We start from the raw sequence: 12,456 nt of genomic DNA on the forward strand, positions 1-12,456 counted from the left end.
ACGACCCAGGCCGACACCGCCATGCGCGACCCGATCATCGCCTTCCGGGCCTTGAGCCTCGCCTACGCGCGCGGGGGCACGCGCAACGTCATCCTGTCGGACCTCGACCTCACCGTCGCGCGCGGCGAGTTCCTGGTGATCGTCGGCGAATCCGGCGTCGGCAAGTCGACGCTCTTGCGGGTGCTGATCGGCCTCGCCGCGCCGAGCTCGGGCACGGTCGAGCTGGCGACGCGGCCCGGCTGCCGCACGCCGATGGCCCTGGTGTTCCAGGATGCGCGCCTGCTGCCGTGGCGGCGGGTCGTCGACAACGTCGCCTTCGGCCTGGAGAACAGCGGCCTGTCGCGGGCCCAGCGTCGGGCCAAGGCCGCCGAGATGCTGGCCCTCGTCGGGCTCGACGATCTCGCCCAGCGCTGGCCGCACCAGCTCTCGGGCGGGCAGCGCCAGCGCGTCGCCATCGCCCGTGCGCTCGCGGTCGACCCGGACGTGCTGCTCATGGACGAGCCGTTCTCGGCCCTCGACAGCTTCACCCGCGAGGGTCTCCAGGATGAGGTGCAGCGCATCCAGGCCGCCACCGGCAAGACGGTGCTGTTCGTCACCCACGACATCGACGAGGCGGTGACGCTGGCCGACCGGGTGGTGGTGCTGGCCGGCAAGCCTGGCCGCGTGTCGGCGGAGGTGCGGATCGACCTGCCCCGTCCGCGCAGGCGGCGCGATGGCGCATTGCTCGAAGCGGCACGGCGCCTGCGGAGCGAGCTCTCCCGCGATTCGGCCGAACTCTGACGCCGCGATCAGTTGCCGGAATACGCCCGCAGCACGCCGACGATGCGGTTCCGGATCTCGGGATCGCGCACCCGCAGGAACGCCGTCATCAGCAGCTCGCACTCGGCTGCCGAGGGCGTCGCGGCGCTGGAGGCTTGCACCTCGTCGCGGAAGAAATCCTGGACCGGGATCGCGAGCACGGCGGCGATCTTGCCCAGGACCTGCAGGCCGTTCGACGGATGCGGGCCGTCCTGCAAGCGGCGCGTGGTTCCCAGGTTGGTCATCGGTTTCGCCCGCCCAGATTTCCGGTTTCTGCTCGCATAGTCACACGCGAGCGCGAACGGACCCATCGGTCGAAACCGTATTCATGGAATTCGTTGTGCACGCAACGACAAGTTTCGATGCTGCGTAGAAAATACGAAATGGCGTGAATGCCGGCGCGGCCTCGCTCCGAAGCTGCCCTGGATCAGCCGAACACCGCGGAGACCGCCAAACCGGCCAACGCGATCACACCGAGCAGGCGGCGCCAGGGGTTCACGCCGCGCAGGATCTCGTCCGCCGCCCACCAGGCGAGCGCCGCGCCGGACGCGATCCGAAGCCACATCCCGACGTCATTCTGCCCGCCGTCAGCCTTCGGCGCGAGCAGCCATCGCGCGGCAGACAATCCGAGGAACAACCAGAGCGGCAGATTGGGCCATTGTCCAATCACGATCGCGCCGGTGTTCCGGTCGCGGAACGTCCAATCGACGGCACGGCGCAGGGCCGACATCCGGGGGTCAGACCTTGTCGCTGCCCTCGGCCTGACGGATGGGCGCGCAGATCTGCGGGCTCACCTTGTCGAGGTGCACGCAGGCGTTGTCGCGATACCAAGTGCGCAGGCCGGGCTGGGTCGGCGCGATGTACATCGCGACGAGGACGAAGCCGGCGGCGAGCACGATGAGGGTGAGGAGGAGGTTGCGCATCACGGGGCTCCGATCGGGACGGGCTGCCGCCAAGCGACCGGACGTCCATGAAAAAGGCCCGCCTGCCGGGAAAGGCGCGGGCCGAGCGGTCGTCGCGGCACCTCAACATGGAGGCAGGTTCCGCGCACCCAACGAGCGGGATGCGGCTCGGGTTCCAGCGAGCCGCCGCGGCGGGAACATGGTTGACGGCGGCCTGACGAATGTCGGAGGCCTTAACGAGGCGTGAAGCACGTCTCCGGGAAGTCCGGGACGGCCGGTTAAGAAAGCCTGAAACGATTCGCTCGAAATCGCGCGACGGCGGAGGGTGAGGAGGCCGGGCTGGTCCCGGTCTTCAGCGTTCAAGCACGTGCGGGCGGCGGCCATGACCGAGACGATCGACGACCTCAAGTTCCTGATCACGCTCGCCTTCGTGGTCTTCGGCGGCTTTGGTCTCGACGCCCTGCTGCGCTGAGGCGAGCGCGGAGCGCGCGCCGTCAACGCACCGACGCGCCGAACGCGCTTCGAAGGGCGAGCAGCGCGTCGGAGGGATCGATCGGCTCGGGCGGCCGCATCGTCGAGCCGAGCCGGATGGCAGGCGCCGGGCGGGCGGTGGAAGCCGGTCGAGGCTTCGGCAGCGGCACGTCCGGGACCTGCCCGGACCGCAGGAAGCGGGCGAGCTCGGCGGCCTTGGCACGTTGCTCCCGGTGAAGGCGGAACAGCGCCACGACGATCCCGATGGCTCCGGCGCCTTCCAGACAGGCGGCGATCACGTAACCGGGGGCCATGGTCGTTGCTCCTTCGAACTCGGCCGGGGCGCATGGGCGAGCCCGCCGCCGTTCAGGGCCCGGTTCTCGAAGGTTATGGTTACCGGGGTGTTAACCGCTCCGGCCGCGGCGCCCAGCTCGGGGTTTCGTGATCGCGACCGCACGCTCCGCCGGGTTCGGGCCCGGCGGACGCAAATCGCCCTGCGTCCGATCCGATCGATCGCCGTCGATCAGGCCGCGCGGATGGCCGACAGGAACGCCTCGACCTCGCGCTGCACGTTCACCGATTGCGTGGCCAGCTCGTTGGCCGCCATCGTCACCTGCTGGGCGGCGGTCCCGGTCTCCCCGGCCGAGGCCAGCACCTGCGCCACGTTCCGCGAGACGTCCTGCGTCCCGTGCGCCGCCTCGACGGCGTTGCGGGAGATCTCGTCGGTCGCGGCCGTCTGCTCGACGACGGTCGACGCGATGGTGCCGGTGATCGCGTTGACCGACACGATGGTCTGCCCGACCTGCCGGATGGTCGCGGCCGCCTGGCTGCTGGCGTTCTGGATCGCCAGGATCTGGCCGCCGATCTCGTCCGTCGCCCGCGCGGTCTGGCCGGCCAGCCCCTTGACCTCGGCGGCGACCACCGCGAAGCCGCGGCCCGCCTCCCCGGCCCGCGCCGCCTCGATCGTGGCGTTCAAGGCCAGCAGGTTGGTCTGCCCGGCGATCGCGGTGATGGTGGCCACGGCCTCGCCGATCCGCTCCGCCGCCTCCGACAGCGTCGCCATCGCGGCGTCAGTGGCGCGCGCCTCGCGGGATGCGGTGGCGGCGACCGCGTTCGATTCCTGCACCTGGCGCTCGATCTCCCGAAGCGAGGCGACCATCTCCTCGGCTGCGGCGGCGACCGTCTGGACGTTCGCCGAGGTCTCCGCCGCCGCCGCACTGGATGCCAGGGCCTGGTTGCTGGTGGCGTCGGCCACCTGGGTCATCGAGCGGGCGGTCGCGTCAAGCTCGGTGGCGGCCGAGGTGACGATGCCGATCGCGCCCGCGATCGTCCGGTCGAAATCGACCACGAGCTGGTCGACCCGGTCGGCCCGGCGCTGCCGGGCGGATTGCTCCGCGACCTTCTGGGCTTCCAGGGCGAGGCGCTCGATCCCGTTCTGGCGGAAGACGTCGACCGCCCGGGCCATCTCGCCGATCTCGTCGCGGCGCGCGATCCCCGGAATGTCCACGGCGGTCGCGCCGCGGGCGAGCCGGCTCATCGTGTCGGTGAGCCCGTAGATCGGGCGGGTGACCTGCCGCCCGATGAGGAAGGCGGCGCTGCCGACCAGCAGCGCGATGCCGCCGAGGCCGAGCGACAGCTTGATCACGAGGGCCTTGAGGTGGGCCAGCGTGTCGTCGGCGTAGACGCCCGAGCCGATGATCCAGCCCCACGGCTCGAAGCGCTTCACGAACGAGATCTTGTCGACGGGCTGCTCGGCCCCGGGTTTCGGCCACATGTAGGACACGAAGCCGGCCCCCCGTCTCCGTGCCACGTCGGCCATCTCGACGAACAGGGCCTTGCCCACCGGATCCTTCAGCGCGGCGAGATCCGTGCCGTCGAGAGCCGGCTTGATCGGATGCATCACCATCCGCACCTGGTCGTCGATGATGTAGAAGTATTCGTTCGCGCCGTATCGCAGGTTCCGTACGCCCTCGAGCGCCGACCGCCTGGCGGCCGCTTCGGTCATCCGGCCGGACCGCGCCTCCCCCTCGAAATGCTCGAGCACGCCGGCGGCGACCTCAACCAGCTGCTGCGTCTTGACCGCCCGGCTGTTCGTCACCTCGTCGCGGAGTTCGATGACCGAGAGGGCGATGAGGCTGATTAGCCCCAGCACGCAGATCACCGTGATCGCGTGGATCTTCGTACCGATCGACAAGCTCATGATTCACCGCGGCACGAAGACGGATCCCTATCCGTAGGAGTGATGTCCGCATCCGGTTAAGAGGAGGTGAATTCGAACCTAGGATGTGCGAATCCGCGGCGTCGCGAAAGCGAAGCCCGGTTCCGTGCATGCGCGTTCGAAAGCCGGCCGGCGATCGGGGATGGGGACCGATCGCGCCTCTGCCCGACACCACGCGTCGGTGGAATTCGACGCCGGATCGGGCGACACCGGCGTCGTCAGATGCAGGGCCTGCAGGGCGACGCCTTTCCCGATCGCGGCGTCCATCGCGACGTCGCGGAGAATGCCCGCCGCGTCGTGACCGACGCCGAGACCGCGGCATGGGCGCCCCCTGACAAGCCGTTCACGACGCTGATCATCACCTTCGCGGCCGTGGGTGGCTGCCTCTGCGCGGCCGTTGCCAGGCACCGAAGCGCGGCCGACCGGGAGGCGCACCAGGCGATGGGGTTACACAAGGGCTGGGGGCATCTGCGCCGACCAGCGCCCGGCGCTCGCCGCCCCGTGACTTTTTCGGCCGACGTCCGGTCGATGCCGGCCGGAAAGCGATCCCGGAAACGAAAAAGGCCGCCCTCTCGGGCGGCCTTTCGCGCGAACGTCGAACCGATCACATGCGGTGGCGACGGTGATGCATCATGCGGTGGCGGCGCTGGTGGCGCATCATCGGACGCGCCATCGGACGCATGCCGGGGCGCATCGACGAGCCCATCTCCGGCGTGCCGCCCGGCGCACCCATCGCGCGCTCCATGCCGCCGCGCGGGCCGCCGGCCTGGGAGCCGGACGAGTTGTAGGGGGAGTTCCCCTGGGCGAAGGCGGTCGCGGACATGAGCGTCAGCGACGCGGCGATCAGGAACAGTTTCTTCATTGGGGAAGTCCTTGGGTCGTCTGCGAAGGCGGAGCCCCCGCCTCGAACGGCGCCGCTGCCCGATTCAGCATCGGCGTACGCTGGTGAACCGTCGCCGTCGCGTCGGGGTTCCTCCGCCGGGAAGCGTTTCCGCGGGCGCGACGATCCGATCGGCTCGCTCTACTCACGGTTGGTGATCGAACTCGGTATTCCACCCCCGTGCGGACGCGCTCCGCGCAGGCCGCCGCCGGCGCGGCTCCCCGCGTCGGACGCGACATCGATCCCGTTCCGCGACGGCATCCACCAAGCGCTGGAAATGGTCTAGGGAGGCGCAGCTTCGGACCGCGGATGCGGCCGCACGAAGGGGGACGCTCATGGATCCGGTACTGATCACCGGGGCGGCCGGGTTCATCGGGTACCACGTCGCCGAGCGCTACCTCGCGGCCGGCCGGCCGGTGATCGGCATCGACAACCTCAACGCCTATTACGACGTCGGCCTGAAGCAGGCGCGGCTCGCACGGCTCGAGGCCCATCCGAACTTCCGCTTCCTGAAGCTCGACATCGCCGAGGCCGATGCCGTCGATGCGCTGTTCGCCGAGCACCGCTTCCGGCTCGTGGTCCACCTCGCGGCGCAGGCGGGCGTGCGCTACTCGCTCGAGAACCCGCGCGCCTACGCGCGCAGCAACGTAGACGGATTCCTGAACATCCTCGAAGGTTGCCGCCATCACGGCTGCGCGCACCTCGTCTACGCCTCGTCGAGCTCGGTCTACGGCGCGCTCACCAAGATGCCGTTCTCGGTCCACGACAACGTCGACCACCCGGTCAGCCTGTACGCGGCGACCAAGAAGGCGAACGAGCTGTTCGCCCATTCCTACAGCCATCTCTACGGTCTGCCGACCACGGGCCTGCGCTTCTTCACGGTCTACGGCCCCTGGTACCGGCCCGACATGGCGTTGTTCCTGTTCACCCGGGCGATCCTCGCAGGCGAGCCGATCTCGGTGTTCAACAACGGGCTGATGCAGCGCGACTTCACCTACGTCGACGACGTGGTCGACGGGGTGTTGCGGATCGGCGAGCGCATCGCCGCGCCGAACCCGGGCTGGGACGGTGCACGCCCCGACCCGGGCACGAGCGCCGCGCCCTACCGGCTCTACAATATCGGCAACAACCAGCCGGTGCAGCTGCTCCACCTGATCGACGTGCTGGAAGGCTGCCTCGGCGTGAAGGCGGTCCGGCGGATGCTGCCGATGCAGGCCGGCGACGTGCCGGCGACCTTCGCCGACGTGGACGACCTCTCCGCCGCCGTCGGCTTCGCGCCGTCGACCCCGATCGAGGCCGGCGTCGAGCGGTTCGTGCGCTGGTATCGCGCGTATTACCGGGCCTGACCTTCGGACGGCTTGATCTTCAGCTGGTCGATCACCCAGCGCCAGGTCCCGTCCGCCTGCTCGCGCGCGGTCTCCGCGGAGATCGTGCCGTTGGGCAGCCGCGCGAACGTCATCGCGATCGGCCCGTTGCGCAGCGGCGGCAGCACGTCCGCGGCCGGGAAGTCCGAGCGGCGGGACAGCAGGTCGGCGTAGAAGGCGCGGATCTCCGCGTGCCCGGTGGCGACGACGCGGCCCGCGGCGAGCACCGCATCGGGCTCGTAGAGTGCGACGAGCCCCTCGACGTCGCCGGCATTGGCGCGCTGGTTGAACAGGCGGGCCAACGCCTCCGGCGCCTCGGCGCCCGCCCTGTGCATGTCCGACATCGCATCTCCTCTCGTGGTAGGCACCGCGCTCCCGCTTCGCGGGGCCGCCGTCAGGTCAACGCCGTGCCGGTGCCGTCGTGCACCGAGACGGCGATGGGAATGCCGAGCTTCACGCTCTCCGACACCGTGCAGAACCGCTGGAACTGGTTGAGCACCCGGTCGATCCGCGGCATGTCGGCGGCTGCGGCGCCGAGCGCGATCCGCACGTCGATGCCGACGATCCGAAGGCGGTCGGCCTCGTTGCGCGCGATCCGGCAGGTGGCTTCCGCGGACACGCCCTTGCCGTCCTGGCGGAACTTCCCCAGCGCGAAGACCAGGCTGGCGCACAGGCAGTTCGCCACGCCGGCGATCAGCAGCTGTTCCGGATGGGGGCCGGTCCCGCCGCCGATCGGCTCCGCCTCGTCCACGCGCAAGGCCGGCAATGCTTTGCCGAAATCCACCGTGAAGACGTAATCGCCGACCTGGCTGATCGTGATGCTCGGCGCCGGCGTCATCGCATTGCTCCCTGTGCTGCCGAATGTTGCGATCGGCACCGGCGTTCCGTGGTTCGAGCCCGGTCGGCTGACAGATCCGCGATTTGAAACCGAAGCGAGGCGGCGCGGGCATCGCGTGCCTTGACGCGATTTCTGCTCTGGCATACCAAATACCAAATAAGGAATCGAGCCCTCGACGGATCGTCTCGGCGATTGCGAGCGTGGCCCGGCTCCGCCGCAGGGAGAGCTTCCATGCCCGGCCGAATTCCCGACCGCTGACCTCGATCCCGATCAGGGTCCGCGTCGTCGCGTGCTCCGCGGCCCGCGCGACCGACGACGACCCTCGCGGATCGACGATCGGCGGTGGACGACGGGTCCAGGATTGATGAGCGTCCTCCATGTCCCAGGCGATCGACTTCGAACAACTGGTCTCGAATGCCGGCGACGCGATCGTGGTCTCGGATCCCGAGGGGGCGATCGTGGTGTGGAACGCCGCCGCCGAGCGCATCTTCGGGTTCACGCCGGAGGAGGCGCTCGGGCGATCGCTCGACCTGATCACCCCCGATCGCCACCGGCACCGGCACTGGGAGGGCTACCGCAAGACCATGCGCACCGGCGTCACCCGCTACGGCGCCGAGGTGCTGCGGGTGCCGGCCCTGCACAAGGACGGCCGCGCCCTGTCGATCGCCTTCACGGTCAGCATGCTGTTCGACGCTGACGAGAACGTCACCGGCATCACCGCCGTGATCCGCGACGAGACGGAACGCTGGAACGCGGAGCGCGCGATGCGGCGCCGCCTCGCCGAGCTGGAAGCCTGACGACGGCGTTCGGCGGTCCGCCGCCGGGAACAGCCGACGTCCTCGAGATCAAGGCCGGATTTCGCAAGCAAGACGGCATCCGGCCGAAAGCAACGTGACCGCGGATCGAGGCTCCGCAGAAGAGCCCGGTCTCCGCTCGCCGAACGCGGCACCGATCGAGGGTCGGCGTCGCCACCCATCCACGCAAGAGAGGAAAAGCCGACGATGAGCAAGCCACTCGAGGGGATCAAGATCATCGACTTCACCCACGTCCAGGCCGGGCCGGCCTGCACGCAGCTGCTGGCCTGGTTCGGCGCCGACGTGATCAAGGTCGAGCGCCCCGGCTCCGGCGACGTCACCCGCAACCAGCTGCGGCACGTCGAGGGCGCGGATGCGCTCTACTTCACGATGCTGAACTCCAACAAGCGCTCGCTGACCCTCGACACCAAGACGCCCGAGGGCAAGCAGGTGCTGGAGAAGCTGATCGCCGAATCCGACGTGCTCGTCGAGAATTTCGGCCCCGGCGCCCTCGACCGGATGGGCTTCTCCTGGCCGCGGATCAACGAGCTCAACCCGGGCATGATCGTCGCCTCGGTGAAGGGCTTCTCCGACGGCCACCACTACGAGGACCTCAAGGTCTACGAGAACGTCGCCCAGTGCGCCGGCGGCGCCGCCTCGACCACCGGGTTCTGGGATGGGCCGCCGACGGTCAGCGCGGCGGCGCTCGGCGATTCCAACACCGGCATGCACCTCGCCATCGGCATCCTCACCGCGCTCCACCAGAAGAACAAGACCGGCAAGGGCCAGAAGGTCGCCGTGTCGATGCAGGATTCGGTGCTGAACCTCTGCCGCGTGAAGCTGCGCGACCAGCAGCGGCTCGATGCGCTCGGCTACCTCGAGGAGTATCCGCAATACCCGCACGGCACGTTCACGGACGTGGTGCCGCGCGGCGGCAATGCCGGCGGCGGCGGCCAGCCCGGATGGGTGCTCAAGTGCAAGGGCTGGGAGACCGACCCGAACGCCTACATCTACTTCACGATCCAGGGCCATGCCTGGGCCCCGATCTGCCGGGCGATCGGCAGGGAGGAGTGGATCGACGATCCGGCCTACAAGACCGCATCCGCCCGCCAGGACAAGATCATGGACATCTTCGGAACGATCGAGGAGTGGCTTGCCGACAAGACCAAGTTCGAGGCGGTCGACATCCTGCGCAAGTTCGACATCCCCTGCGCCCCGGTGATGTCGATGAAGGAGATCTCGGTCGATCCGTCCTTGCGCGCCAGCGGCACGGTCGTCGAGGTGCCGCATCCGCATCTCGGCTCGTACCTGACGGTCGGAAGCCCGATCAAGTTCTCGGACATGACGGTCGAGATCAAGTCCTCGCCGCTGCTCGGCGAGCACACCGACGAGGTGCTGGTCGACCTCGGCTACACCCAGCAGCAGATCGAGGAGCTGCATCAGGCCCGCGCGGTCTGAGCGGTCCGACGCTCTGCAAAGCCGCTTCCGGTCCCACAGGATGCGGGGGCGGCTTCCGCCGTTTTCGCGTGAGAACGACTGGATGGGTCGCGCGAAGCACCAGACGGCCCCCTCTCCCAAGGGGAGAGGGTTGGGGTGAGGGGCGTGACCTCTTCGAAAGCTCACGCCACTCATCCTGTCCTTCTCCCCATGGGAGAAGGGACCCGTGCCTCGTCCCGTCGGCCGTGCGAAGACGACGGCCTCGGTGGGTGTAGGCGTGGCGCGGCGCTGAAACATGCAAAGGCTCGGATCCATGCAGGCCCTGTGGCGCCGGTTCGTTCCGGCCGCGACGCCGCTCAGCGTCCGCGAGCGCATCCGGTCGGCCCTCGGCGCGATGCTCGGCATCCTCGTCACCGGGGTGCTCGGCGCTTGGGCGCTGGGACCGACCACCGCCCTGCCCTTCCTGATCGCACCGATGGGCGCCTCGGCGGTGCTCCTGTTCGCCGTGCCGGCGAGCCCTCTGGCGCAGCCCTGGTCGATCGTGGGCGGCAACCTCGTCGCGGCCCTGGTCGGCGTCAGCGTCGCGACCTTCGTGCCCGATCCGGTCGCCGCGGCGGCGCTGGCCATCGCCGGCACTGTCGGCCTGATGATGGCGCTGCGCTGCGTCCACCCGCCGAGCGGCGCGGTCGCGCTCACCGCGGTCCTCGGCGGCCCGGCGATCCACGACCTCGGCTACGGCTTCGTGCTCTGGCCGGTCGGCGCGAACTCGCTGCTGCTGCTGGCCTCGGCGCTCGTGTTCAACAACCTGACGGGCCGGCCCTATCCGCATCACGCGGTCGCCGCCTCGCCCGGCCGGATCGGCGCCGAGCCCGCCACCGCACCGCTCGGCTTCACCTCCGCCGACCTCGACGCGGCGCTCGAGGACTTCGACCAGCTCCTCGACGTCGGCCGGAGCGACCTCGAGGCGATCCTGCGCCAGGCGCAGATCCGCTCCTACCGCCGGCGCTCGGGGCAGACCGACTGCGCCGCGATCATGACCCGCGACGTCGTCGCCATCGCGCCCGGCGCCCCGCTGATGGACGCCCTCGCCCTGCTCCGACGCCACCACATCAAGGTCCTGCCCGTCACCGACGAGAGCGCCCGCGTGGTCGGCATCGTCACGCAGACCGACCTCCTCGACAAGGCGGCCTGGGACCAGCGCGGCCCGCGACTCGGGCTCGGGCGCCGCCTGCGCCTGACCGCATCGCGCGGGCGTGCCCCCCACGGATGCGTCGAGGACATCATGACCAGCCCGGTCGTCACCCTGCGGCCGGAAAGCCCGATCGGCGAGGTGGTTCTGCAGATGTCGGGCCTCGGCCTGCATCACCTGCCGGTGGTCGGGCCGGACGACCGCCTCGTCGGGATCGTCTCGCAGGGCGACCTCGTGGCGGCGCTGCTCACCGACGCGGAACGGCCGAGGGCCGACGCGCCGGCGCCTCGCGAACTCGCCGTCGCGCCGGCCTGATCCGCCGCGACGTCAGGGCGGGCTCGGCTCGCCGAGGAAGAACGCCACCGCCTGCGCGACCACGGCCGGATCGTAGGCGTGGGGGCCGTCGTACTCGACGTAGGTGACGTCGTAGCCGGCCCGCTCCAGCTGGGCGGCGTGGCTGCGGCCGCCATGGCCGACCGCGATCTGCGCGTCACGGCTGCCGTGCGAGACGAAGACCCGCGGCGCGCCGGCCTGGACCTGCACGCTGAGGAAGCCGGCGGACGAGGCGATGACGTGGGTGACGACGTCGCCGTTGGTCAGGCCCGACGAGAGGGCGTAGCTGCCGCCGTCCGAATGCCCCGCGAAGGCCAGCCGCGGCGGATCGAGCAGGAACCGCGAACCGACCTCGGCGAGCGCGGCTTCGAGGCGCTCGCGGTCGGGCCCGTGGCCGGCGATGACCAGGTCCCAGGTCGGGAACAGCGATTGCGGCGCCAGCAGCAGGAAGCGGCGCGTCTCCGCATGCGCCTCCAGCATCGGCAGGATCTTCTCCGCGCTGCCCCCGCCGCCGTGAAACAGCACCACGAGCGGCGTCGGCCTGCGCGGGTCGATGCCACGCGGCACCTGCAGGATCGCGTCCCGCTCCGCAAACAGCCCAAGCGCGTGCCGCCCCGGCGCCAGCGGCGGCCGCGTCGGCAGCCGGTGCGCGAAGGCGATCCGGCCGATGAGGCGAGGGTCGATCATCGTGTTCTCGCCGAAGAACCCGTCGATCGACGCCGAGCCCGTCATTCCGGGGCTGCGAAGCTGAGCCCGGACTGACGTGCTCGGCGTCGATCGACGGGTTACGAGCCCCGATCTGTTGGCCTCACTTTCGCTTCACGGTGCGCTGCGGGTTGAGGCTGCCGATGTTGCCGCTCTCCGTGCCGGCGCCCGGGGCGATGACCGCGTTGATAAGGGTCGCCCGCCGCGACCCAATCGCCCGCTTTACCGCTCCGGGCAGCGCCCACCCGGACACTGCAGACGCGCGCCCCGCTCCACAGACCGCCCAAGCGCGTGCCGACACGGCGCCAGCGGTGGCCGCTGCGGCAGCGGGTGCGGGAAGGCGATCCGGCCGATGAGGCGAGGGTCGATCATCGTGTGCTAGCCGAAGAACCCGTCGATCGACGCCGAGCCCGTCAGTCGGGGGGTGCGCATCCGAGGCCGGAATGACGGGGTCGGCGTCGGTCGACGGGTTACGAGCCCCGATCTGTTCGCCTCACTTCCGCTTCACGGTGCTCTGCGGGTTGAGG

15 protein-coding genes are annotated in these 12,456 nt (G+C 70.1%); 5 read left to right on the forward strand and 10 right to left on the reverse strand.

Going from position 1 to position 12,456, the window contains the following annotated elements; translation table 11 throughout:
* The first annotated feature begins 21 nt into the window (after nucleotides 1-21).
* Nucleotides 22-780, forward strand: a complete 759-nt coding sequence (locus tag MKK68_RS01165; RefSeq protein ID WP_244027856.1) for an ABC transporter ATP-binding protein — start codon at nucleotides 22-24, stop codon at nucleotides 778-780.
* Nucleotides 781-788: 8 nt separating this feature from the next.
* Here the strand turns inward: MKK68_RS01165 and MKK68_RS01170 are convergent, their stop codons facing one another.
* The 7 genes from MKK68_RS01170 to MKK68_RS01200 all read right to left on the reverse strand — a co-directional run bounded on the left by MKK68_RS01170 (nucleotide 789) and on the right by MKK68_RS01200 (nucleotide 5,251).
* Nucleotides 789-1,043: a hypothetical protein gene (locus tag MKK68_RS01170; RefSeq protein WP_244027821.1), complete on the reverse strand. Its 255-nt coding sequence runs from the start codon at nucleotides 1,041-1,043 to the stop codon at nucleotides 789-791.
* A gap of 182 nt (nucleotides 1,044-1,225) precedes the next feature.
* Nucleotides 1,226-1,519 (reverse strand): hypothetical protein, encoded by a 294-nt coding sequence (locus tag MKK68_RS01175; RefSeq protein WP_243938060.1) that lies wholly within the window; start codon nucleotides 1,517-1,519, stop codon nucleotides 1,226-1,228.
* Between the two features lie 16 nt (nucleotides 1,520-1,535).
* Complete coding sequence (locus MKK68_RS01180) at nucleotides 1,536-1,721, reverse strand: hypothetical protein (protein ID WP_147726923.1); 186 nt, start codon at nucleotides 1,719-1,721, stop codon at nucleotides 1,536-1,538.
* Between the two features lie 473 nt (nucleotides 1,722-2,194).
* Nucleotides 2,195-2,485: a hypothetical protein gene (locus tag MKK68_RS01185; RefSeq protein ID WP_147840994.1), complete on the reverse strand. Its 291-nt coding sequence runs from the start codon at nucleotides 2,483-2,485 to the stop codon at nucleotides 2,195-2,197.
* A 209-nt stretch (nucleotides 2,486-2,694) separates the two neighbouring features.
* The gene (locus MKK68_RS01190) at nucleotides 2,695-4,371 is read right to left on the reverse strand and encodes a methyl-accepting chemotaxis protein (RefSeq protein WP_244027829.1); all 1,677 of its coding nucleotides are present in this window, start codon (nucleotides 4,369-4,371) and stop codon (nucleotides 2,695-2,697) included.
* 78 nt (nucleotides 4,372-4,449) lie between these two features.
* Nucleotides 4,450-4,656 carry a hypothetical protein gene (locus MKK68_RS01195; RefSeq protein ID WP_244027831.1) on the reverse strand — a complete coding sequence of 69 codons (207 nt, stop codon included), beginning with the start codon at nucleotides 4,654-4,656 and terminating at the stop codon, nucleotides 4,450-4,452.
* Between the two features lie 337 nt (nucleotides 4,657-4,993).
* The gene (locus tag MKK68_RS01200) at nucleotides 4,994-5,251 is read right to left on the reverse strand and encodes a hypothetical protein (protein ID WP_147726234.1); all 258 of its coding nucleotides are present in this window, start codon (nucleotides 5,249-5,251) and stop codon (nucleotides 4,994-4,996) included.
* 353 nt (nucleotides 5,252-5,604) lie between these two features.
* On the opposite strand from MKK68_RS01200, the gene MKK68_RS01205 reads away from it, so the two are divergent.
* Nucleotides 5,605-6,615 (forward strand): NAD-dependent epimerase, encoded by a 1,011-nt coding sequence (locus tag MKK68_RS01205; RefSeq protein WP_244027833.1) that lies wholly within the window; start codon nucleotides 5,605-5,607, stop codon nucleotides 6,613-6,615.
* On the opposite strand, the gene MKK68_RS01210 is transcribed toward MKK68_RS01205, so the two are convergent.
* Together MKK68_RS01210 and MKK68_RS01215 are read right to left on the reverse strand one after the other, a co-directional pair.
* Entirely contained in the window at nucleotides 6,603-6,977 is a 375-nt protein-coding gene (locus MKK68_RS01210) for a YybH family protein (RefSeq protein WP_244027835.1), read from the reverse strand. The genes MKK68_RS01205 and MKK68_RS01210 overlap by 13 nt on opposite strands.
* 50 nt (nucleotides 6,978-7,027) lie before the next feature.
* Complete coding sequence (locus MKK68_RS01215; protein ID WP_244027837.1) at nucleotides 7,028-7,471, reverse strand: OsmC family protein; 444 nt, start codon at nucleotides 7,469-7,471, stop codon at nucleotides 7,028-7,030.
* 377 nt (nucleotides 7,472-7,848) lie between these two features.
* On the opposite strand from MKK68_RS01215, the gene MKK68_RS01220 reads away from it, so the two are divergent.
* The 3 genes from MKK68_RS01220 (at nucleotide 7,849) to MKK68_RS01230 (ending at nucleotide 11,206) form a co-directional block, all read left to right on the forward strand.
* Nucleotides 7,849-8,268: a PAS domain-containing protein gene (locus MKK68_RS01220; protein ID WP_244027839.1), complete on the forward strand. Its 420-nt coding sequence runs from the start codon at nucleotides 7,849-7,851 to the stop codon at nucleotides 8,266-8,268.
* A 204-nt stretch (nucleotides 8,269-8,472) separates the two neighbouring features.
* The gene (gene frc / locus MKK68_RS01225) at nucleotides 8,473-9,723 is read left to right on the forward strand and encodes a formyl-CoA transferase (protein ID WP_244027849.1); all 1,251 of its coding nucleotides are present in this window, start codon (nucleotides 8,473-8,475) and stop codon (nucleotides 9,721-9,723) included.
* Between the two features lie 292 nt (nucleotides 9,724-10,015).
* Complete coding sequence (locus MKK68_RS01230; RefSeq protein WP_244027851.1) at nucleotides 10,016-11,206, forward strand: HPP family protein; 1,191 nt, start codon at nucleotides 10,016-10,018, stop codon at nucleotides 11,204-11,206.
* A gap of 12 nt (nucleotides 11,207-11,218) precedes the next feature.
* Here the strand turns inward: MKK68_RS01230 and MKK68_RS01235 are convergent, their stop codons facing one another.
* On the reverse strand, nucleotides 11,219-11,911 hold the full coding sequence (locus tag MKK68_RS01235) for an alpha/beta hydrolase (protein ID WP_244027864.1): 693 nt from the start codon (nucleotides 11,909-11,911) through the stop codon (nucleotides 11,219-11,221).
* Nucleotides 11,912-12,456: the final 545 nt, after the last annotated feature.

This window comes from Methylobacterium sp. E-016, from assembly GCF_022829745.1.
Taxonomy (GTDB): Bacteria; Pseudomonadota; Alphaproteobacteria; order Rhizobiales; family Beijerinckiaceae; genus Methylobacterium.

What these genes read in the sequence shown, in the direction of transcription:
- MKK68_RS01165 (WP_244027856.1), top strand. Translation starts at nt 22, where the DNA reads ATGCGCGACCCGATCATCGCCTTCCGGGCCTTGAGCCTCGCCTACGCG.
- MKK68_RS01170 (WP_244027821.1), bottom strand. Translation starts at nt 1,043, where the DNA reads ATGACCAACCTGGGAACCACGCGCCGCTTGCAGGACGGCCCGCATCCG.
- MKK68_RS01180 (WP_147726923.1), bottom strand. Translation starts at nt 1,721, where the DNA reads ATGCGCAACCTCCTCCTCACCCTCATCGTGCTCGCCGCCGGCTTCGTC.
- MKK68_RS01185 (WP_147840994.1), bottom strand. Translation starts at nt 2,485, where the DNA reads ATGGCCCCCGGTTACGTGATCGCCGCCTGTCTGGAAGGCGCCGGAGCC.
- MKK68_RS01190 (WP_244027829.1), bottom strand. Translation starts at nt 4,371, where the DNA reads ATGAGCTTGTCGATCGGTACGAAGATCCACGCGATCACGGTGATCTGC.
- MKK68_RS01195 (WP_244027831.1), bottom strand. Translation starts at nt 4,656, where the DNA reads ATGGACGCCGCGATCGGGAAAGGCGTCGCCCTGCAGGCCCTGCATCTG.
- MKK68_RS01200 (WP_147726234.1), bottom strand. Translation starts at nt 5,251, where the DNA reads ATGAAGAAACTGTTCCTGATCGCCGCGTCGCTGACGCTCATGTCCGCG.
- MKK68_RS01205 (WP_244027833.1), top strand. Translation starts at nt 5,605, where the DNA reads ATGGATCCGGTACTGATCACCGGGGCGGCCGGGTTCATCGGGTACCAC.
- MKK68_RS01210 (WP_244027835.1), bottom strand. Translation starts at nt 6,977, where the DNA reads ATGTCGGACATGCACAGGGCGGGCGCCGAGGCGCCGGAGGCGTTGGCC.
- MKK68_RS01215 (WP_244027837.1), bottom strand. Translation starts at nt 7,471, where the DNA reads ATGACGCCGGCGCCGAGCATCACGATCAGCCAGGTCGGCGATTACGTC.
- MKK68_RS01220 (WP_244027839.1), top strand. Translation starts at nt 7,849, where the DNA reads ATGTCCCAGGCGATCGACTTCGAACAACTGGTCTCGAATGCCGGCGAC.
- frc (WP_244027849.1), top strand. Translation starts at nt 8,473, where the DNA reads ATGAGCAAGCCACTCGAGGGGATCAAGATCATCGACTTCACCCACGTC.
- MKK68_RS01230 (WP_244027851.1), top strand. Translation starts at nt 10,016, where the DNA reads ATGCAGGCCCTGTGGCGCCGGTTCGTTCCGGCCGCGACGCCGCTCAGC.
- MKK68_RS01235 (WP_244027864.1), bottom strand. Translation starts at nt 11,911, where the DNA reads ATGATCGACCCTCGCCTCATCGGCCGGATCGCCTTCGCGCACCGGCTG.